The 21,090-nt window shown below is 69.3% G+C and carries 15 protein-coding genes; 8 read left to right on the top strand and 7 right to left on the bottom strand.

Translation table 11 applies throughout. The annotated features are described in order from the left end of the window. Positions 1–12: 12 nt before the first annotated feature. The 4 genes from sigM to BO226_RS20380 form a co-directional block, all read right to left on the bottom strand. Positions 13–561 (bottom strand): RNA polymerase sigma factor SigM, encoded by a 549-nt coding sequence (sigM, locus tag BO226_RS20395; protein WP_064256102.1) that lies wholly within the window; start codon positions 559–561, stop codon positions 13–15. Between the two features lie 142 nt (positions 562–703). Then, positions 704–4,522 carry a murein biosynthesis integral membrane protein MurJ gene (gene murJ / locus BO226_RS20390; RefSeq protein ID WP_064256048.1) on the bottom strand — a complete coding sequence of 1,273 codons (3,819 nt, stop codon included), beginning with the start codon at positions 4,520–4,522 and terminating at the stop codon, positions 704–706. Then, on the bottom strand, positions 4,519–7,002 hold the full coding sequence (locus BO226_RS20385) for a DUF6049 family protein (protein WP_071935972.1): 2,484 nt from the start codon (positions 7,000–7,002) through the stop codon (positions 4,519–4,521). The genes murJ and BO226_RS20385 overlap by 4 nt, the downstream gene beginning before the upstream one ends. Further along, positions 6,999–7,604, bottom strand: a complete 606-nt coding sequence (locus BO226_RS20380) for an NUDIX hydrolase (RefSeq protein ID WP_033098068.1) — start codon at positions 7,602–7,604, stop codon at positions 6,999–7,001. The genes BO226_RS20385 and BO226_RS20380 overlap by 4 nt, the downstream gene beginning before the upstream one ends. A 75-nt stretch (positions 7,605–7,679) precedes the next feature. On the opposite strand from BO226_RS20380, the gene BO226_RS20375 reads away from it, so the two are divergent. The 6 genes from BO226_RS20375 to BO226_RS20350 all read left to right on the top strand — a co-directional run bounded on the left by BO226_RS20375 (position 7,680) and on the right by BO226_RS20350 (position 16,389). After that, complete coding sequence (locus tag BO226_RS20375; RefSeq protein ID WP_006550891.1) at positions 7,680–9,134, top strand: CCA tRNA nucleotidyltransferase; 1,455 nt, start codon at positions 7,680–7,682, stop codon at positions 9,132–9,134. Between the two features lie 141 nt (positions 9,135–9,275). Beyond that, entirely contained in the window at positions 9,276–13,331 is a 4,056-nt protein-coding gene (locus tag BO226_RS20370; protein WP_064256049.1) for a bifunctional nitrate reductase/sulfite reductase flavoprotein subunit alpha, read from the top strand. 64 nt (positions 13,332–13,395) lie between these two features. Next, a complete protein-coding gene (locus BO226_RS20365) occupies positions 13,396–13,800 on the top strand; it encodes a TOBE domain-containing protein (RefSeq protein ID WP_064256050.1) in 405 nt (134 codons plus the stop codon). Continuing rightward, positions 13,797–14,549 carry a molybdate ABC transporter substrate-binding protein gene (gene modA / locus BO226_RS20360; RefSeq protein WP_064256051.1) on the top strand — a complete coding sequence of 251 codons (753 nt, stop codon included), beginning with the start codon at positions 13,797–13,799 and terminating at the stop codon, positions 14,547–14,549. Before BO226_RS20365 ends, modA begins: the two co-directional genes overlap by 4 nt. Continuing rightward, positions 14,546–15,331: an ABC transporter permease gene (locus BO226_RS20355; RefSeq protein WP_033098065.1), complete on the top strand. Its 786-nt coding sequence runs from the start codon at positions 14,546–14,548 to the stop codon at positions 15,329–15,331. The genes modA and BO226_RS20355 overlap by 4 nt, the downstream gene beginning before the upstream one ends. Beyond that, a complete protein-coding gene (locus tag BO226_RS20350) occupies positions 15,328–16,389 on the top strand; it encodes a sulfate/molybdate ABC transporter ATP-binding protein (protein WP_006550885.1) in 1,062 nt (353 codons plus the stop codon). The genes BO226_RS20355 and BO226_RS20350 overlap by 4 nt, the downstream gene beginning before the upstream one ends. 3 nt (positions 16,390–16,392) lie before the next feature. Here BO226_RS20350 and BO226_RS20345 read toward each other — a convergent pair whose 3' ends face one another. Beyond that, positions 16,393–17,685 (bottom strand): MFS transporter, encoded by a 1,293-nt coding sequence (locus BO226_RS20345; protein ID WP_064256052.1) that lies wholly within the window; start codon positions 17,683–17,685, stop codon positions 16,393–16,395. 10 nt (positions 17,686–17,695) lie between these two features. Continuing rightward, positions 17,696–18,643 (bottom strand): NAD-dependent epimerase/dehydratase family protein, encoded by a 948-nt coding sequence (locus BO226_RS20340; protein ID WP_064256053.1) that lies wholly within the window; start codon positions 18,641–18,643, stop codon positions 17,696–17,698. 166 nt (positions 18,644–18,809) lie between these two features. On the opposite strand from BO226_RS20340, the gene BO226_RS20335 reads away from it, so the two are divergent. After that, positions 18,810–19,478, top strand: a complete 669-nt coding sequence (locus BO226_RS20335) for a TetR/AcrR family transcriptional regulator (RefSeq protein ID WP_019290493.1) — start codon at positions 18,810–18,812, stop codon at positions 19,476–19,478. A gap of 13 nt (positions 19,479–19,491) precedes the next feature. Then, a complete protein-coding gene (locus tag BO226_RS20330) occupies positions 19,492–20,109 on the top strand; it encodes a YqgE/AlgH family protein (RefSeq protein ID WP_019290494.1) in 618 nt (205 codons plus the stop codon). A gap of 25 nt (positions 20,110–20,134) precedes the next feature. Here BO226_RS20330 and BO226_RS20325 read toward each other — a convergent pair whose 3' ends face one another. Beyond that, positions 20,135–21,088: a DUF1648 domain-containing protein gene (locus tag BO226_RS20325; protein WP_064256054.1), complete on the bottom strand. Its 954-nt coding sequence runs from the start codon at positions 21,086–21,088 to the stop codon at positions 20,135–20,137. Positions 21,089–21,090 lie beyond the last annotated feature (2 nt).

Below are 21,090 nucleotides of genomic sequence, written 5' to 3'. Positions count from 1 at the left end.
GACGGAGGAGGATCACGATCGGTTCCCCTCGGAGCGAAGGTCGTCGAGAAGAACTGCGAGCCGGCTCCGCGCGCGGGCGCAGCGGCTCTTGACCGTTCCCTCCGGAACACCGAGACGTTGCGCCGCCTCCCGGACGGAGAAACCTTCCACATCCACCGCGACGACGGCTGCCCGCTGGTCGGGTGGCAGTGTGAACAGGGCGGATTCGATGTCGAGTGCGATCTCGGTGTCGTGGATGGGATCGCGCGGGGTACGCAGGTCGTGCGAATCGTCCTCGAACAGTGGGACGGTCACGCGGACACGATTGCGGCGGATGCGATCGAGGCACGCGTTGACGACGATCGAATGCAACCAGCTGCGGACCGCGGCGTCCTCCCGGAAACCCGAAGCCCTCCGGTGCGCCGAGAGCAGTGCCTCCTGCAGCGCGTCGGCCGCGTCCTCGTTCGAGTAACTCGTCCGCCGCGCGACCTGCCACAGATGGTCGTGATGTCGTGCCAGCAAGGCGGAGAAGGCATGCCGATCGCCTGCGACGTGTGCTGCGAGCAGCTCGGCATCCGACACTGCTCCATCGGACGCCACCCCGTCCGACACGCTTCCGCCGTCGTCGACACCCCCGTCGGGCACGGCGATTTTTGCGATCCCCCCGAAAATTCGCACGCGCGGATGGTAGCCGATCCGGACGATTCCGCCCGGCTGTCCGCGGTCAGCGTGCGGCTTCGAATTCCACTTCGGAGAGGGAACTCTTGTTGCTTCCGCCGCTCGAGCTCAGATCGGTGATCCACACCAGCACGTGCGAAGTCTGGCCGTCCGCCTCGACCGGGATCGTGGTCTCACCGGAAGCCAGTGTGCCCGAACCGATCACCTGCGTCTGATCGAGCGACGTCGACTCGGACGGTGCGCTGCGCACCTCGACGACCGTGCCCGGCGTGTCGGTGGTGACCTTCACCGCGGACAGTTCCGACGCGTCGGCGAGCGTGAACAGAAGTCCGACACCGTTCTTCAGCGACGGGAACGGATCGAAGTAGGCATCGGTGCTCCACGCGGTGGACGGATCACCGTCGATCGCCTGCGACGCGGTGGCGGGCGAATCGGGTGTGCCCTGAGGCGAGAACACCGACACGGAGGTCGCGGAGACCGGAGCGCTCGCCGCCGGTCGCGGCGGCGCGGCCTCGACCTGCTCGTCGCCCGCCCCCTCCTCGGCGGGTGCCTCGGCAGTGGGAGTCAGACCGAACTCCTGACTCGTCAGCGGAGCATCGTCGGCATCGCCGGCGAGCAGGTTCGCGATCCACCATCCGATGAGCGCGAGCAACAGCACCGTCGTGGCACCGAGCGCGGCCAGGGCGATGAGCATCCGCTGCGAATGTTTCTTCTTCTGTTCCAACGCTTCGGGATCCGCGAGTGCATGCGTCTCCGCGGCGGCAGCGCGCTGCCCGATCCGCAGTGCCGGGATCATCTCGGTCTTCTGATCGACGACCGACGCCTGGTCGAGGATGTGCTGCACGGTCGCGGCGGTCCGGATACCGCCGTCCTCGGACAGGGCACGCACCGCGACCGCCGAGATCTCGAACGGCACATCGGGACGCAGGACGCGCGGCTCCACCGGCACACCGTCCTTGCGGTCGGGCTCCGGCATTCCGCCGACGGTGGCACCGCTGTGGTGCGGGACGGGAACGCCGCCCGGAGCCGACGGCTCACCGAGCGGCCACCGTCCGGTGATGAGTCCGTACAGGCTCGCGCCGAGACCGCGCACGTCGGACATCGCGTCGGAATCGGAGAAGGTCGCGGGGAAGGCCAGCACGGCGTCACCCGCCACGCTGATGCGGATGCGATCCGGGTGGTCGATCGACAGGGCACTGCCCGCACGGTGCGACGCCTCGGCGGCGGCCGCAAGCGCGCGGATCGCGCGTGCTGCACCGATCGGCGACGGCTCGGTGGTGGACATCTCCTTCAGCGACCGGCCGGGAGTCCACTCCGAGATGACGATGCCGCCCGAGCTGCCGCGCACCACGTCGAGGACGCGGGCGAGTCCGGGCGAATTGATACGACCGAGGCGCAGGGTGCGCGAGAGCACGGCCTGCGGCGAGTCGGGGCCGGTGCCGTCGGCCGCGCGCTGTTCCGCGTCGACGAAGGTCAGCGCGACCTCGCGATCGAGCTTGACGTCGAGTGCCTGCCAGAAACGCAGACCGCGCGCGCCTCCGTGCGGAGCGAGCAGACGGTAGCGACCACCGGCGACCGAGGCACCGGCGATGAGATCGGGGCCGCGCATCGGACGGCGCGGCTGGGAGGCCGGGCCCGCGACACGCACCGGCGGGAGCTGCGGGGATCCGACGGGGATGACACCCGTGTCGAGGTTCGGATCGCGCGGCGGGCGCTTGCCGTCCTTGTCGGCAGACTTCTGCCGTGCGGCGGCATCGATGGTGGACTTGCCGGCAGCGTGGTCGTCGCTCACCCTCACTCCTTCGTTGTCGACTCGTCCACTTCCGGTGTGCAGACGCGGGTCGCCGCTGGGGGCCGCGAAGAACCGTGGTCGACGGCTCCCGGACCGTACCTGCTGCTGATCAGGGTACGGGAGTTGTCCGTGCGCATTGCTGCGACCGGGCACGTCCCTGATGGCGGGCATGACCTCTGTGATGGCGTCATAAGGTCCGACGCCGTACTCGCCGTAGTCGATACGCGGCAGGATGACGGTCTTCTCGGCATCCGATTCGGCGTAGCGCGGACGCGGGACGGGGGCGGGAGCCGGTGCCTCGTCGGAGGTGGTTCCGGTCTCGGGTCCGGAGGGGGCCTCCTCGACCGGGGCGGTGCCGCGCAGTGCCGCGACCTTCCGTCGCACGGCCGCTTCGATCGCGAGGATCTCGGACACCTTGAGCAGGTACATCCCGACCAGCGCGACGAGCACCATGAGCACACCGTTGAGCCCGACCCGCACGAGCGAGCCGATGCCCCCGAAGCGGTCGGCAAGGACGTCGAGTTGCAGGAGACGATCGGTGACGAGCACGACAATCGCCGCGGCGAGCGACGCGAGCACGACGTGCCAGACGGTGCGTCCGACGTTCGCCATCTGCAGGTCGCCGAGTGTGCGGTGCAGCAGATAGCCGCCGATGAACGCTCCGACGGTGAACGCGACGCCCGTGGCCGCGCCGAGGAGCAGCACCACCTGCTCGTCGTTCGCCGCGACGACGGGCGCCAGCGCGGACAGGCCGATCTTGACGGCGGTGATGCCGAGGATGATCCAGGTGGGGGTCCAGGCCTGTTCCCTGGCATAGAACACGCGCAGGTGGATGAGCACCAGCGCGTACGGGATGAGCGTGAACGCCGACCAGCTCACCGCCTGGCCGAGGCGTTCGGCGTTGCTGCCGCCGAAGTTGCCGTAGCCGTACAGCGCGGCGCCGACCTGCGAACCCGCGATCGTCAGGAAGGTGACGATCGGGATGAGCGAGATCATGGTGAGGCGGGTCGCGACGGACAGGTCGTCGACGACGGCCGGGGTGTCGTCCGCGGCGGCGTTGCGACTCAGGCGCGGCATGATCGCGGTGAGCACGGTGACACCGAGGACGCCGTAGGGCAGCTGCAGCAGCAGCCACGCGTTGTTGTAGATCGCGGGACCTGCCTCGTCGGCGCCTGACGACACACGCGTGGCGAAGACCATCCCGGCCTGGCTGATCAGCACGTACAGCACGATCGCGGCGGCCATGCCACCGAACTGCCGGAGCCGGTCGTCGAGACCCCACAACGGCCTGAGATTGATGCCTTCGCGGCGCAGCGCGGGTACCAGGCACATCGCCTGCGTGATGACGCCGAGCAGCACGCCGATGCCGAGGACGAGCAGTTTCGGATCGCTCATCCGCACCGGATCGAGGGTGATCTCGCCCGGCATCAGGTAGTAGATCACCAGCACGGTGAGCACCACGAGGTTGTTGCACACCGGGGCCCAGGCGCCCGGCTTGAACACCTGCCGGGTGTTGAGGATGCCCGTGAACAGGCCCGACAACCCGTAGAACATGATCGCGGGCAGGAGCAGGTACGACAGCGCTGTGGTCAGCGACGTCGAGACCTTGCCGGACTCGTCGAGGAAGACGTGGGTGGTCAGGACCGGGGCCGCGGCCACCGCGAGAACGGTCGCCGTGCCGAGCAGCACCAGCGCCGCGGTGAACAGTCGCCGGACGAAGGCCTCACCGCCGTCGGGGTCCTCCCGCTCGGCCCGCACCAGCACCGGCACGACGATCGAGGTCAGGACGGCGCCGAGCACCAGCTCGGAGATCATGTTGGGGATCTGGTGCGCCACGGTGAAGGACGACGCGACGCTAGCACCGAGCAGGGTCAGGATGAGCAGCTGCTTGAGGAAGCCGGTGATGCGGCTGACCAGAGTCGCCACGGCGATGGAGCCGGTCGCCGCGAGCAGGCTCTGCGGCCTGCGGCGACCCACACCGGCACCCGTGACGTCCGGTGAGGTGGTGGGAGAGTCCGACGGTCCCGGGTTCGGGTGTGTCTCCACGTCGTCCCGTGTGGAGTTCCCGGTCATTTCTCATACCCTTCGTCGGCTGGATCCGGCTCTCCCCGGAACCGGTGCAGAAGTCGCCTGCCCGCCAGGAACAGCAGGAGGGCTCCCGCACATCCCGTGACGACGGCGAGGATCTGGCCGTACGCATTGGAACGTACCGTCACCGTCGTCGAGCTGCCGAGAGGCAGGCCGGAGTCGGTGGTGAGTGCGAACTCCAACCGGAGGTTCCGCGAGTCGCTGATCTGAGCCGGCACCGTGAGGGTGCGGCTGCCGCGCGGCGGGAGCTGGGTCGGCCCGATGTCGGTGATGTCCACCGTGTCGGGCGCGTCCACCTGCAGTCGCACGGTGATGCCCACGGGCAGGTCGTTGCGCGCGGTGAGCAGCAGCGGACTCTGTTCGGACGTCAGGGTGTAGACACCGCCGGTCGAGATGACCGTCACTGCGTCGTAGATGTCGTCGACGGCCTCCCGCACCTCGGAGGCGCGGTGCTCGCCGGTCGCGTAGGCACCGTCGGCGTCGGCACCGCGACGACCGGCCAGGCTCATCGCGCGCAGCAGGTCCTCGCGCAGCGGGGCGGTGAACTGCTGCGGGGTGAGCTGGGCCTGCGGGTCCTCGACCAGCGCCGTCTGGATCGCGTCGAGGCGGCCGATCTGTTCCTCGGCCTCGGACACGACCGCCGCGGAGGCGCCGTCGGTGATCGCCTGCTCGGGATAGACGAGCATCGAGGCCGTCGGGTCGTTCGCGGTGTTCGCGGCCGCGTCGACGAGCGCGGCGAGCGGTCGCGGCGTGGTCAGGCCCGAGCGGACGAGCGTGGAGAGCATCGACAGCACGGAGGCGGCGTCGTCGGGCGATGCCGACCAGTTCTGCGGCGGCGCGAACAGCACCGATCGGCCCGCGGCCGGCAGTGCCGCCCCGGTGACCTCGCTGACCGTCGGCACCATGGCCGGCCAGGCCAGCGCGCCGAGGGCGTCCTGCAGGCGGGCCGTCGAGGAATCGCGGGAGAGGTCGTAGCGCGCCGAGGAGGGGACGAAGGACGGCGTCTGAGGGTCGGTGCCCATCCCGGCCAGTGCCGCGGACGCGGACGAGTCGAACAGGGCGGCGGTGAGGCCGGAGACACCGGAGATCCGGAAGCCGTTGCCGCCCGGCGCGGTGGACGGCGTCGACGACGTGCCCGCGAGCAGGGCGCGTCCGCCCTCGACGGCGTTGTCGGACACCAGAGCGGTCACCGGGCCGTCGGCGGCGAGCATCGATCCGGTCTTCTCGGTGAGTACGCCGGAGTCGGGCCACATCACGCCCGGGGTGGAGGTGACGCCGAGGATGGAGTCGACGATCGTCGCCGGTGATTCGAGCGCGGAGTCGGTCAGGGACGAGTCGGCGAGGTCACCGAGCGCGGTCAGGTCGACCTGCGCGAACGGCACGGCCAACGTGCAGGTCGTCGCCGCGAGGGCACGCAACCGCTCGAGCCAGGCGACCGCGGCATCCGTGCCCGAGCCCGGACGCGCATCGCCGGTCGGTTCGTTCGGATCCTCGACGACGAGATAATCGCGCGTCATGTTCGCGACGGTCACGAGCAGGTCCGGGTCCACGGCCAGGCACAGTCCCTCGAGGACGCGGGGTTCGGTGCGGGCGGTGTCCTCGACGGCGCGCAGCAGACCGTCGAGCCTCCCGCCCTCGGTGAGCGAGGCCGCGAGGTCGTCGTCGACCAGGCGTACCGGCTCGGTGCCGGAACCGGCCACGCCGGCGGCGAGCCTCGGCCGATCGGCCAGTGGCCACAGCATCGTGACCGCGGCGGGGCGGGACACGTCGGGCGGTACGGCGGGGAACGCCTTCTCCTCGCGGTCGAGCCGGCCGTCGTCGGACGAGCGGGTCGTGCCCCGCGACCCGCCGTTCCCGGTTTCGGTCTCCTCGGTGACCTCGTCGCTCGCGGGAACCGCGAGCACGGGCAGCAGGAAGCGTGCGTCGTCGAGCCGGGCCGCCCCGCCGTATTCGGGGACCCCGTTGACGTTCACCAGCAGCGGGTAGACGCCGGGAGTGTCGATGTCGAGCGACGGCACGAGATCGGAGCGCAGCGGCAGTTCGAGTTCGAAGTCGGCACGTTCGCCCTGTCCCAGCCGGTCGGCGACCTCCTCGAACTCACCGACCGTGTCGAATCCGGCCTGGTCGAGGGACAGCGAGGTGCGCAGCGCTGCGGAGTCGGAGACCACCGGTGCGCGCTGCAGCCGCACCCAGACGTCCTCGACGTCCCGGTCGCCGATGTTCGCCACCGTGCCGCGGACCGTGACGACGGACTCGCTCGTGATAGTCACCGTCTGCGGCGTCACCTCGTCGATGCTCAACTCGAGGAAGCGCGGCTCGTCGGGGTCGGTCTGGGCTGCGGCCGGGTTCGCCGTGGCCGTCGGGAGAAGAGTCGTCGGCAGAAGAGGCGTCACGCCTGCCGTTGTGAGGACGAGTACGAGCACGGCGAGCACCGCGGCGCCCGCCCGGGACACCACCACCGTCATCCGCGTGGGGCCCCCGGTTCGTCGGCATCGGGGAGTCGTGTGTGGTCCATCTCGGCGATGAGCTGATCGGCGATGTCGGCGAGCTTGCGTTCGTCGGCGTACGCCAGGCGGGTCCGCAGTTCGCGCAGCGGCACCCACGCCACCTCGGTGACCTCGACGTCCGCGTCGGAGAGTTCTCCGCCGAGATAACGCAGCAGATAGTGGTGCACGGTCTTGTGGACCCGGCGGCCCTCGGTGACGAACCAGTAGTCGATGCTGCCCAGCTCGGCGAGCACCGAACTGCGCACGCCGGTCTCCTCGCGGACCTCGCGCATCGCGGTTTCCTCGGCGGTCTCACCCTGCTCGATGTGGCCCTTCGGCAACGACCACAGCAGGCGTCCCCGCCGGTCGGTGCGGCCGATCAGGGCTGCGCAGAGTTTCTCGGGCGGACCACCGAGTCCGTCGACCACCAGACCTCCCGCGGAAGTCTCGCGGACGGTCCGCATGCGAGGTCCGGGCGAAGCGGACGATCCGGGCGAAGCACCGTGTGCGGTCTTCTTTGCGCCCGCGCCACGCCGCCGCGAGCTGCGGCGGTTGCGGTTGGCACGTTCGGCGGGCGACACCTCATAGATAGTAGATGGACCGACGTCGGTCCCGGCTCAACCACACGAACGCGCTGCTCGGTAAGGTGCAAAGACGTGAACTCCCCCACCGCAGACACCGACCGTCGTACCCGGCTGCTCGCCGGAGCCGAGGCCACTCTGCGCGATCTGTCCGACATCCTCGCCCCGCTGGGGGCGCGATTCGCCGAAGCCGGACACGAGCTGTATCTCGTCGGGGGCAGCGTGCGCGACGCGGTGCTCGGTCGCCTCGGCACCGACCTCGACTTCACCACCGATGCGCGTCCGGAGGTCGTGCAGGAGCTGCTGCGCGGATTCGTCGACCACCAGTGGGACACGGGTATCGACTTCGGGACCATCAGTGCGGTGAAGGGACTCGAGCAACTCGAGATCACCACCTTCCGCAGCGACGCTTACGACCGTGTCACGCGTCACCCCATCGTGAAGTACGGCACGAGTCTCGAGGACGATCTCGTGCGCCGCGACTTCACCGTCAACGCGATGGCCGTGCGGATCGGACCGGACGGTGCGGGTGAGTTCGTCGACCCGCTCGGCGGCATGGACTCCCTGCTCGCCGGCGTGCTCGACACCCCGGCGAAGCCCGAGGACTCCTTCCACGACGATCCGCTGCGCATGCTGCGCGCGGCGCGGTTCGTCTCCCAGCTCGGCTTCGCCCTCACCGAGCGCGTGCACACCGCGATCGTCTCGATGGCCGACGAGATCCTGCGGATCAGCGCCGAGCGGGTGCAGGCCGAGCTCGACAAGCTGATCCTCGGCGACTATCCGATCGAGGGCATCGACACGATGGTCGAGACCGGTCTGGCGCAGCGGGTGATCCCCGAGATCCCCGCGATGAAGCTCGAGATCGACGAGCACCACCAGCACAAGGACGTGTACTGGCACTCGCTGACCGTCCTGAAGCAGGCCATCGACCTCGAGGACGGCGATCCCGATCTCGTCCTGCGGTGGGCCGCGCTGCTGCACGACATCGGCAAGCCCGACACCAAACGCAACGAGCCGCAGGGCGGCGTCAGCTTCCACCACCACGAGGTGGTCGGAGCGAAGCTCGTGCGCAAGCGCATGCGCGCCCTCAAGTACTCGAAGCAGATGATCGAGGACGTCAGCCGTCTGGTCTTCCTGCACCTGCGCTTCCACGGCTACGGCAGGGGACAGTGGACGGATTCGGCCGTGCGCCGTTACGTGCACGACGCCGGGCCGCTGCTGCCGAAGCTCCACAAGCTGGTGCGCGCCGATTGCACGACCCGCAACAAGCGTCGGGCCGCCGCGCTGCAGGCCACCTACGACGGTCTCGAGGAACGGATCGAGCGCATCGCCGCCGAGGAGGATCTCGCCAAGGTCCGGCCCGACCTCGACGGCAACGCGATCATGGAACTGCTGGGTATCTCCGCAGGTCCGACGGTCGGCAAGGCGTGGAACTTCCTCAAGGAACTGCGGCTCGACCGCGGCCCGCTCGAGCGCGACGAGGCCGAGGCCGCGCTGCTCGAGTGGTGGGCACAGCAGCAGGAGGCCTGACTCCGAACGTCTGATCTCACATCGTCGTGACGGCGGCGTGAGCCAGATGTCACCGCGTGCTCACCGCGGGTGACGCCACCGCAACACCGCTTCTCCAGCATGGACACCGGCGTAGTCGAGACGGTGTCGAGGAGTTGCGGGATGCAGGACGAGATCACCACGGTGAAATCCACCTGCTCCTACTGCGGTGTGGGATGCGGGATGCTCCTCGACGTCGCCGTCGACCCGGAGACGGGTGACCGACGCGTGGTGAGGGCATACGGAGACAAGGATCACCCGACCAACAGGGGTCGGTTGTGCACGAAGGGCGCGACCAGCGCGGAGATGCTCGCGGCCGGGGGCCGGCTCGATACGGCGTGGATGCGTTCCGAGCGGGCGGCCGAGGTCGCCCCGCTCCCCTTCGACGATGCGATCGCCGAGACCGCGCGGCGCCTGAACGATATCGTCTCGGCCCACGGCTCCGACGCGGTGGCTCTCTACGTCTCGGGACAGATGTCGCTCGAGGCCCAGTATCTCGCGACGAAGCTCGCGAAGGGATACCTGCGCACCTCGCACATGGAATCGAACTCGAGACTGTGCATGGCCGGCGCCGCGACCGGGTACAAGCAGTCGCTCGGATCCGACGGCCCGCCCGGCTCGTACGAGGACTTCGACCGCGCCGACGTCTTCTTCGTGTCGGGTTCCAATATGGCCGACTGCCATCCCATTCTGTTCCTGCGCATGATGGATCGGGTCAAGGCGGGAGCGCGACTGATCGTCGTCGATCCGCGGCGCAGCGCGACCGCCGACAAGGCCGACCTGTTTCTGCAGATCGCGCCGGGCACCGACCTGGCGCTTCTCAACGGTCTGCTGCACCTGATCGTCGAGAACGGACACGTCGACCGCGACTTCGTCGAGAAGCACACCGACGGCTGGGACGCGATGGAGTCCTTCCTCGCCGACTACCCACCGCACGTCGTCGCCGAAGTCACCGGTCTGGCCGAGGCCGACATCCGCACCGCGGCGCAGTGGATCGGCGAGGCCGGGGAGTGGATGAGTTGCTGGACGATGGGTCTGAACCAGAGCACCCACGGCACGTGGAACACCAACGCGATCTGCAATCTGCACCTCGCGACCGGGGCGATCTCCCGCACCGGCAGCGGGCCGTTCTCCCTCACCGGCCAGCCCAACGCGATGGGCGGCCGCGAGATGGGATACATGGGACCGGGTCTGCCCGGTCAGCGCAGTGTCCTCTCCGACGACGACCGCGCGTTCGTCGAAGATCGCTGGTCGCTGCCGCGCGGCACGCTGCGCACCGAGGGCGGCGCCGGCACCGTCGACATGTTCGAGCGCATGGCCGCCGGAGAGATCAAGGCGTGCTGGATCATCTGCACCAATCCCGTGGCGTCGATCGCGAATCGGAGCACCGTTCTCGAGGCACTCGGGAAGGCCGAGCTGGTGATCGTGCAGGACGTCTATCGCGAGACCGAAACCGCTTCGTACGCAGACGTTCTCCTACCCGCAGCTCTGTGGGCCGAATCCGAGTATGTCACCGTCGGATCCGACCGTACCGTCAATCTTCTACAGCAGGCCGTCGAACCCGTCGGTGAGTCGCTGCCCGACTGGGAGATCATCGCGCGAGTCGCGCAGGAGATGGGTTTCGGCGACGCCTTCGACTATTCGAGTGCCGAGGAAATCTTCGAGGAGATCACCGGATTCGCGAATCCGCAGACCGGCTACGACCTGCGCGGCATGACCTACGACCGACTGCGGGAAGGGCCCGTGCAATGGCCGTGCCCGCCGGAGTCGGCCGCGACACGGCACCCCGTCCGCTATCTCAACGACGGGACGAGCCGGACCCCGGTGGTGCGCGAGGACGGTTCCCGTCCGCAACTGGCGTTCGCGACCCCCGACGGCCGCGCTCGTTTCTTCCCTCGCCCGCACATGCCCGCCGCGGAAATGCCGGACGACGACCACCCCTTCGTCCTGAACACCGGACGCGTCCCGCACCAGTGGCACACCCTCACCAAGACCGGGAAGGTCGAGAAACTCACCAAACTGAATCCCGGACCGTTCGTCGAGATCAATCCCGATGATGCACAGCGACTGTCGATCGTCGACGGCGACCGGGTCGAGATCGCATCGCGGCGCGGCCGGGCCGTGCTGCCGGCCGTCGTCACCGACCGGGTGCTGCCCGGGAACTGCTTCGCCCCCTTCCACTGGAACGACCTCTTCGGCGACGATCTCGCCATCAACGCCGTGACGAACGACGCCGTCGACCCGGCATCCCTGCAGCCCGAATTCAAGGTCTGCGCCGTGTCGGTGGAGAAGGTCGCGGGTGCGGTCGAACCGGTGCTCGAGAGCGGTTCGGTGCTCGACCGTCTCGAGTCTGCGCTGGGACTCGGGACGATTCCCGCACCCACCTTCGACGACGCCGAACGAGGGTATCTCGCAGGTCTTCTCGCCGGACTCAGGACGGCGGAGATCACTGCCGCGCCGACCCTTCCGCCGACCGCGCCGTTCCCGGCCGACAAGCGGGTATGGGTCGACGGACTGCTCGCCGGGATGTACGCGCACTCGGCCCCGGTTCCCGACGCGACGCCCACCGAGGCGGTGCCGGACGGGCCGGTCGTCGTGGTGGCCTGGGCGTCGCAGACGGGCAACGCCGAATCCTTCGCGGCGAGTTGCGCACAACGGCTCCGCGATGCCGGTCGGGCCGTGCGGCTGAGGGGGCTGAACGAACTCGACGTCGCCGCGCTGGCCGACATCGACGACCTCGTGGTCGTCACGAGCACCTTCGGCGACGGCGACCCACCCGACAACGGCGGGTCGTTCTGGCGGTCGCTCGCGGCGGACACCGCGCCCGAACTGAGCGGAACGCGTTACGCAGTAATGGCTTTCGGAGATTCGAGCTACGACGATTTCTGCGGCTTCGGGCGCCGTGTCGATGACCGTCTGAGCACTCTCGGTGCGACCCGCCTGGCCGAGCGCGTCGACTGCGAACCCGGAGAGGACGAGCGCGCGCAGAACTGGCTCGACGCCCTCGTACCGCTGCTGGGAGGCTCGACGACCCCGGTCGCATCGGCTGCTCCCGCAGCCCCTGCCTATACCCGCAACTCGCCGCTCGTCACCCGGATCACCCGCAACATCGCACTGAGCGGTGCGGGTTCGGCGAAGGACGTACGTCAGTTCGGATTCGAGATCTTCGATCCAGCATTCGAATACGAGGCCGGCGACGCACTCGGGGTGATGCCGACGAACGGCCCGGAGGCCGTCGACGAATGGCTGCAGGTCACCGCCCTCGACCCGGAGACCGCCGTCGAACTCGGCGACCGTCCTACCGTGCCGCTGCGCGAGGCCGCGACCCGTCACCTCGACATCACCCGGGTGACACCGGAACTGCTCCGGTTCGTGCAGAAGCAGAGCGGCAGTGCCGAACTCGCGAAACTCCTGCGACCGGGCAACAAGATCGAGCTGCAGCAGTGGCTGTACGGGAGGCAGGCGATGGACGTCATCGCCGAGTACCCGTTCAAGGCGCCCTGGGACGAATGGAAGGACCTCCTCGGCCGTCTGCGTCCGCGCCTGTACTCGATCTCGTCGAGCCCGAAGACGAACCCGCGCGAGGTACAACTGACGGTGTCGGTGGTGCGCTACGAATTCGAGGGTCGATCCCGGGCGGGCGTGTGCTCGTCGTTCCTCGCGGATCACAGCAAGGGTGTGGACATCCCGATCTTCGTGCAGCGCAACGAGCACTTCCGGCCACCGGCACCCGAGACCGACATGATCATGGTCGGTCCCGGTACGGGCATCGCACCGTTCCGCGGTTTCCTCCACGACCGTCGCGAGGCCGGGCACACGGGCCGCAACTGGTTGTTCTTCGGCGACCAGCGATCCGAGACCGACTATCTCTACCGCGACGAGATCGAGTCGATGCACGCCGACGGTTTCCTCACCGAGCTGGGACTGTCCTTCTCCCGCGACCAGCGGCAGAAGATCTACGTGCAGGACCGGATGCGCGAGCATGGTGCGCAGGTGTGGAAGTGGCTGCAGAACGGTGCCCACTTCTATGTGTGCGGCGACGCCGGACGTATGGCGAAGGACGTCGACGCGGCCCTGCGCGAGGTGGTGCAGGCACACGGACGGCTCGACCGCGACGCCGCCGCGGCGTACGTCGAGCAGATGGCCGCCGACAAGCGGTACGTCCGCGACGTCTACTGATCTGCTTGCCGGTCCGCAGATGCGGATATAACGTAGCGTTCATGACGCATCTGCGGAGACACGCGTGACCGCCCTCCGGATCCGCGACGCCGCGTCGCTGCTGGGGGTCAGCGACGACACGGTCCGTCGCTGGATCGACCAGGGGCTGCTGCGCGCCGGCAAGGATTCCGCCGGACGCAAGACAGTCGACGGTCGCGAGCTGGCGGAGTTCGCCCGCGCTCAGGCCGACGCCGGTCCCGATCCGCTCGGGGTGGGCAGCTCCGCTCGCAATCGCTTCGTCGGGCTGGTTACGCGCGTCGTCTCCGACACCGTCATGTCGCAGGTGGAGATGCAGTGCGGTCCGCACCGCATCGTCTCGCTCATGAGCACCGAGGCCGTGAACGAACTCGGTCTCGAGCCGGGCAGCATCGGGGTGGCCGTCGTCAAGGCGACCACCGTCATCGTCGAGACACCCGGAGGGGACGGATGAGGCGCCGGGCGCTCGCCGCGTTCGCTGCCGGTCTCACCGCTGCGGCACTGACGTCGTGCGGCACCGGCGGTGGCTCGGATGTCCTCACCGTCTATGCGGCGGCCTCGCTCCGGGCGCCGTTCACCGAGATCGCCGAACGATTCGAGAAGGCGAACCCCGGAGTGACGGTGGAATTCTCGTTCGCCGGCTCGTCCGATCTCGAGACCCAACTCGAGCAGGGGGCACCCGCCGACGTCTTCGCCTCCGCCGACACCCGGACGATGGACACCGCCGTCGCGGCCGGACTCGTTGCCGGTGAGCCGATCCCGTTCGCGACCAACACGCTCACGATCGTCACCGAACCGGGGAACCCGAAGAACGTCACCTCGTTCGACGATCTCACCGGCGACGGTCTCTCGGTGGTCGTGTGCGCGCCCCAGGTGCCGTGCGGGGCGGCCACCGAGCGACTCGAGGAGACCGCCGGTGTCGAGCTCGCGCCGGTGTCCGAGGAATCGTCGGTGACCGACGTGCTCGGCAAGGTCACCTCCGGTCAGGCCGACGCCGGTCTGGTCTACGTCACGGACGCGAGGGGGGCCGGCGAGAAGGTCACCGTCGTCCCCGTCCCGGAAGCCGCGGAGATCGTCAACATCTATCCCGTTGCACCATTGTCGAATTCCCGAAATCCCGGTCGCGCCGACGCCTTCGTGCGCTTCGTCACCGGCACGGGCGGTCGTGCCGTCCTGGCCGACGCAGGATTCGGTGCACCGTGACCGCGACGGGACTGCCCCGGTGGTTGTTCGTTCCCGCGGCACTCGGGTTGCTGTTCGTCGTCGTGCCCCTGGTGTCGATGCTGCTCACCGTCGACTGGACGACCTTCCCCTCGCTGGTGACATCCCCGGCGTCCCTCGACGCGCTCGTCCTGAGCCTGCGTACCTCCGCGGCCGCCACGATCCTGTGCATCCTGCTCGGCGTGCCTCTCGCAATGGTGCTGGCGCGCAGTAGCTTCCGGTGGATATCGGTGATCCGCGGGTTCGTCCTGCTGCCGCTCGTGCTGCCCCCGGTCGTGGGCGGTATCGCCCTGCTCTACACCTTCGGTCGTCGCGGACTGATCGGTGAGCACCTCGATGCGCTCGGGATCCACATCGCCTTCACCACCACCGCGGTCGTGCTCGCGCAGACCTTCGTCGCACTGCCCTTTCTCGTCACGAGTCTCGAAGGTGCGCTGCGCAGTGCGGGTTCACGCTACGAGGACGTCGCGGCGACACTCGGTGCGCGTCCCACGACGGTCTTCCGGCGCATCACCCTGCCCCTCGTGCTGCCCGGCCTGGTCTCCGGTTCGGTACTCGCATTCGCCCGCGCACTGGGCGAATTCGGCGCGACCCTCACCTTCGCCGGCAGCCTCCAGGGTGTGACGCGCACGCTGCCGCTCGAGATCTATCTGCAGCGGGAAACCGATCCCGATGCCGCCGTCGCGCTGTCGCTCGTGTTGATCCTGGTGGCCGTCGTGATCGTCGTGGCCGTGTACTCGCGGCGGAAGGACCGCCCGCTGTGAGCCTGACGGTGCGGGCCCGGGTCGCCGCACGCGACGTCGACGTCGACCTCGAGGTCGCGCAGGGTGAGATCGTCGCGGTGCTCGGCCCCAACGGAGCCGGCAAGTCGACGCTGCTGGGAGTGGTCTCCGGTCTGCTGCGTCCCGATGCGGGTCGCGTGGAACTCGACGGTCGCGTCCTCACCGATACCGCGACCGGCGTCGCCGTCGCTCCGCACGACCGGTCGGTGGTGCTGCTCGCCCAGCAGGCGCTGCTCTTCCCGCACCTGACGGTCGCGGACAACGTCGAGTTCGCACCGCGCAGTGCGGGTGCGGGTCGGCGTGAGGCCCGTGTGCGCGCCGAGAGGTGGCTGCAGGAGGTCGATGCCGCAGCACTCGCCGATCGTCGTCCGCACGAGTTATCGGGTGGGCAGGCGCAACGGGTCGCACTCGCACGTGCCCTCGCGGCCGAACCGCACCTGCTGTTGCTCGACGAGCCGATGGCCGCGCTCGACGTCACCGCGACACCGGTGTTGCGGTCGTTGCTGCGACGCGTCCTGCGCGACAGTGGACGCACGGGCCTGCTCGTCACCCACGACCCGCTCGACGTGCTCGCCCTCGCCGATCGGGTGATCGTGATCGAGGCCGGGCGGATCGTCGAGGACGGGCCGGTGCGCCGGGTGCTGACCCGGCCGCGCAGTGCCTTCGCCGCCCGCATCGCGGGGAGCAATCTCGTCACCGGCATCGTGCGAGCTGAGGCGCTGGAATCCGCGGACGGTCTCGTCCACGGCCGCGTCCACGACGACTGCGTCCCGGGTACGGCCGCCGTCGCCGTCTTCGCGCCGTCGGCGGTCGCCGTCTACACCGAGGCCCCGCACGGGAGCCCGCGCAACGCCCTGAGGGTGAGGATCGCGGAACTCGAGGCGCAGGGTTCGTCGGTGCTCGTGCGATCGGATACGGGTATCGCGGCGGAGATCACGACGGCGGCACTCGCCGACCTCGACGTCCATCCGGGTGACTCCGTATGGTTCGTCGTCAAGGCCACGGAGGTGGGGATCCATCCGGCCGCGCTGAGCGCGTGATCGCTACTGCCGCGTGCGGCGCACGACGAGCACGGCGACGAGCCCGATCAGGTAGACGACCCCACCTGCGACGGCCAGCTCGGGTGTGCGCCCGTCGGGGTCGATGACGAAGGCCGCCACGACGATCGCGCCGAGGAAGGCGATGTTGAAGACGGTGTCCTGCAGCGCGAAGACCTGACCTCGGCGCGCGTCGTCGATATCGATCTGCATCGCGGCGTCGCCGGTGAGTTTGATGGTCTGACCGGCGAGGCCGAGCAGGAAGGCCGCGACGAGCAACGGTCCGGCCGACACGGTGGTGACGAACGCGAACTGCACGATCGCGGCGGCGATCAACCCGACTGTGACGGTGCGCGGCCGGCCCAGCCGCGGGATCAGGATCGGTGCGAGCACCGCTGCGAGGAGCATGCCGGTGGCGGTGCAGGCGACCGCGACACCGAATCCGGAGAATCCCGCGAGCAGGTCGGAGCCATTCTCCTCGGCACGCAGGACGAGCACCATGATGAGCGTGTCGACGCCGAACACGATGCGGTGCGCGCCGATTCCGAGCATCGCGATCGTCACGCCAGGAGCTTCGAGGACGGCTCCTGCACCGGTCCGCAGACCCGACAGGACAGTGCGGATCACGGTCCGGGGACGTATTCCCTCGGGGCCGAGGGCATTCGCGGCGAATCCCGCTGCGGCGACCGCACCGACGAGCGAACCGCTCACTCCGAGGAGGACGGCCGTCCCGGAGCCAGTGTCGCCCGCGCCCACGAATCCTATGGTCGCGACCGCCGTGGCGGCCCCGACCGCCGAGACACCCGAACCGACCGTCGCCAGAACGGAATTGACCGGGACGAACCACGACTGGGCGACCACGTGTGGGAGCGAGGCCGAGACGCCCGCCAGGACGAATCTGCTCACACCGACGGCGGCGAGCGCGAGCAGCATGAGTGGGGTCTGCGGTCCCCCGAGGAGCAACACGGCCGCCGCTGCCGCGATGAACACTCCGCGGAGCAGGTTGGCCCAGACGAGGACGAGGCGCCGGTCCCACCGGTCGAGCAGGGCGCCGGCGAACGGACCGATCACCGAGTACGGCAACAGCAGCACCGCGAAGCCTGCCGCGATCGTCACCGGGTCGGTGTGACGTTCGGGGTTGAACAGGATCGCCCCGCCGAGTGCGGCCTGGAACAGTCCGTCACCGAACTGGCTCGCGAACCGCACTCCGGTCAGTCGTACGAGACCCGGCGAGTTCCGCAGGGCGGTTGCGGTCGATCGCCACGCCCGCTGCCTGGACTGCTGCCCGGAGTCTCGCACAAGCACGACACTATCGGCTCCGCCACCATTCGACGGTGCGGGCGGCCGCCTCGTCGAGCGGGGTGGGCGACAGGCCGAGTACCTGTTCGGTGCGGGTCGAGTCCATGACGAACGGGGCATCGAACTGGTAGAGCATCTCGGCGAGTTCCTCCATGTCCCGGTTCACGTGGCCGCCGGCCCGCACCAGCCAGGACGGGATCGTCCCCACCGCGGGCGCGGGCAGGCCGGCCGTCCGCGTGAAGGCGGTGGCGATCTCGCGCTGTGCCACGGCCGGTCCGGTGGGTGCGTGGATCACGGTGTTCCACACGGTCGGCTCCCCCGCTGCCGCGATCATCGCCGCGGCCAGGTCGGGAACGTAGGTGAACGAATGCGGGACGTCGGCCGAGCCGAGCACCCGCACCTTCTTCCCGGCGAGCACGGTGGGCACCATGCGTTCGCCGGCCATCGCGTTCAGTACCCGCGGACCGAAGAAGTCCGACGCGACCACGCTCACCGTCGGTGCGCGATGCGCTGCCCGGGCGGCGAGGAGCTGCCGTCGGACCCCGCGCTTGCCGGTGTCGGCCTCGCGGGGCGAGTCCTCGGTCATGACCCGGTCGGGTTCGCTGTACGAGTAGAGGCTCTCGGGGAAGACGACGACCGTCTTCTCCGACAGGTTCGCGGCGGCGTCGAGAACGACCCGCTCGGCGACGGGGAGTTCGCGTGCCCACACGTCGGCGCGGTAGGCCGACCCGTGGACGCACATGTACACCGCGTCGGCAACAAGTCCGTCTTCGTCGACGAGTGCTGCGGCCACGGCCTCGGGATCCGTGACGTCGACACGCAGGCGTTCGATGCCCGCGCCTTCCGGTCCACTGCCCGATCGGGTGAGAACGCGCACGCGATGTCCTTGTGCGGCAATCTGTTCGGCGACGGTCCAGCCGACGGGTCCGGCTCCTGCGACCACCTGGAGATGCGACATGATTCCTCGCTTCGGAAAAGTGTGAGCACTGCTCTCTGATGACGTCGACGATCCTCCGTGCAGCCGTGCTTGTCAAGAGCAGTGCTCTCATTTGTTGACGGTGCTCTCTGTTCGACGGCAGAATGGTCCGGTGACGACACCACGGGCGCGCGCACGCGCACAGACGATGGCCGACATCCTCCGGATCGGCCGCGAGCATCTCGGCACCCACGGAGCGGCGGCGCTGTCGCTGCGTGCCGTCGCCCGAGACCTGGGCGTCGTCTCCTCCGCCGTCTACCGCTACGTCTCGAGCCGCGACGAGCTGCTCACCCTGCTCGTCGTCGACGCCTACGACGAACTCGGCGACAGTGTCGACCGTGCCGTCGACGCAGTCGACCCCTCCGATCACCGCGAACGGTTTCTCACCCTCGGCCGGGCGGTGCGCTCGTGGGCGCTGGCCGAACCGGCCCGCTACGGGTTGCTGTTCGGCAGTCCGGTGCCCGGTTACGCTGCCCCGGCCGAGCGCACCACCGCACCCGGTATCCGCGTGGTCCTGCGACTGGCCCGGATCGTGGACGAGGCCCACGCCGCGGGTGTATTGGACGACACGGCCGCTGCCCCACCTCCGGAGAGCCTGGGGGAACCGCTGGGCCGGATCCGGGACGAGTTCTCCCTCACGGCCCCGGATTCCGTACTGGCACGCGGTCTCTGGGTGTGGCCGTCGTTGTTCGGGTCCGTGAGCTTCGAGGTCTTCGGGCAGTACGGCCCCGACACTTTTCCGGACCGCGAGGTCCTGTTCGAACATCATCTCGCCCTGTTGGCACAGACCGTCGGGTTCCACCCCACGCGCCGGTGACGGCGGTGACAGAATGGCTGACGTGGCGCAGCATCAGGACGAACCCGAGGACCGCACCGCACCCTCGACACCCAGGGTGCGGGCCGGAAGCCTGCTCGTCTCCGCCACCGATCTCACCGAGCCGACCTTCCGCCGCACCGTCGTCTACATCATCGAGCACACCGATGCCGGCAGCTTCGGTGTCGTCCTGAACCGCATCAGCGACACCTCCGTCGACGCCATGCTGCCGCAATGGTCGTGGCTCGCCGCCGAACCGAAGACCCTGTTCGTAGGCGGTCCCGTCCACCGCAGTTCGGCGCTGTGCCTCGGCACGCTGCGGGTGGGGGCCGACATCACCGACGTCCCCGGCATCCGCCACGTCGACGGCCGAGTGGTGATGATCGACCTCGATGTCGATCCCGGGCACATCGCCCACTACGTCGAGGGTGTGCGGATCTTCGCGGGATACGCGGGGTGGAGCGCAGGTCAGCTCGACGGCGAACTACGCAACGACGACTGGATGGTGGTCTCGGCACTGCCCACCGATGTGCTCGCCCCCGCGCACCTCGACGTGTGGGCGAGGGTGCTGCGCCGGCAGCCGCTGCCGATGGCGTTGCTCGCGACGCACCCCATCGAGGTCGAGCGCAACTGAGCCCCCCTCGGGCGACCGGGACCGGTCAGCGGGCGTCGGCGAGAGTGTTGAGCGCGCCGGCCATCTCCTCGGCCCTCGTTGCGGTCACGGTGAATTCGTGTCCCGAGGCCGTGGTCACCACGACGGCAGGCCCGGTGCGCGTGACCAGGCCGTACCGCTTGCCGCCCTTGGCCCGCAGGCCCCAGCCGCCCCAGTCCTGGAACGGGCGGGTCTCGGTGACCTTCGCCCCGACGATCTCGTCGAGGTCGTATCCGAGCGCGTCGGTGGCCAGATTCGACACCCGGATCCCGTCCGCGTCGACCACCACGGTGTAGCGGAGCAGACCCAGCACGAGCAGAGCGACGGGCGCGATCAAACCCAGCGGCCACCAGCTCTGCGTCGCACCGCACACGACGAGCGCGGGGATCAGGACGAGCAGCGACAGTCCCGCCGTCGTGCCCACACCGGTGCCCACCTGCTCGACGATCGGCAGTTCGGCACGACCGCGCGGCAGCGCCGGATCCGGAGCGGCGGTCGCCGCCTTCCGCTCCCGACCGTCGCGCAGGAGCCGTCCCCCGAACCAGCCCACCGCGATACCCACCCACATGCCGAGCACCGCCGGCCAGCCCTCCAACGCGGCCTGCGTGGCGTCGGTCGTGTCGAGCTGCCCCGCGAGACCGGCCAGGAACAGTGCGGTGATCGTGCCGGTGACCCCGAGACCGATCGCGAGCATGTAGCGACGCATGAGCAGTTGCGCCTGCGCGATCGCGGCGATCGCGCAGCACCCTCCCCCGACGAGCACGATCAGCAGGGCGGCGGTCCACGCCGAGGTCATGGGTGGTCCGAACGAATCGGGTGTCGTGCCCGACCAGTGCGTGGCGATCTCCTCGGGCAATCGTGGGATCCACGAGCGGGTGAGCACGAGTACGGCCACGGCACACAGCAACGGAACGGCCAGTCCGAGCAGCGCACCGACGGGGTCGACCTGACGCGTCGTCATGG

The sequence above is a fragment of the Rhodococcus sp. 2G genome (assembly GCF_001886355.1).
Lineage (GTDB): Bacteria > Actinomycetota > Actinomycetes > Mycobacteriales > Mycobacteriaceae > Rhodococcus > Rhodococcus pyridinivorans.
This window is presented reverse-complemented; position numbering and strand designations above follow the sequence as displayed.

Coding starts and splice junctions, on each gene's coding strand:
- BO226_RS20330 (WP_019290494.1), top strand. CDS start 19,492: ATGGCTGACGTGGCGCAGCATCAGGACGAACCCGAGGACCGCACCGCA.
- BO226_RS20325 (WP_064256054.1), bottom strand. CDS start 21,088: ATGACGACGCGTCAGGTCGACCCCGTCGGTGCGCTGCTCGGACTGGCC.
- BO226_RS20385 (WP_071935972.1), bottom strand. CDS start 7,002: ATGACGGTGGTGGTGTCCCGGGCGGGCGCCGCGGTGCTCGCCGTGCTC.
- modA (WP_064256051.1), top strand. CDS start 13,797: ATGAGGCGCCGGGCGCTCGCCGCGTTCGCTGCCGGTCTCACCGCTGCG.
- BO226_RS20340 (WP_064256053.1), bottom strand. CDS start 18,643: ATGTCGCATCTCCAGGTGGTCGCAGGAGCCGGACCCGTCGGCTGGACC.
- BO226_RS20370 (WP_064256049.1), top strand. CDS start 9,276: ATGCAGGACGAGATCACCACGGTGAAATCCACCTGCTCCTACTGCGGT.
- murJ (WP_064256048.1), bottom strand. CDS start 4,522: ATGACCGGGAACTCCACACGGGACGACGTGGAGACACACCCGAACCCG.
- BO226_RS20335 (WP_019290493.1), top strand. CDS start 18,810: ATGGCCGACATCCTCCGGATCGGCCGCGAGCATCTCGGCACCCACGGA.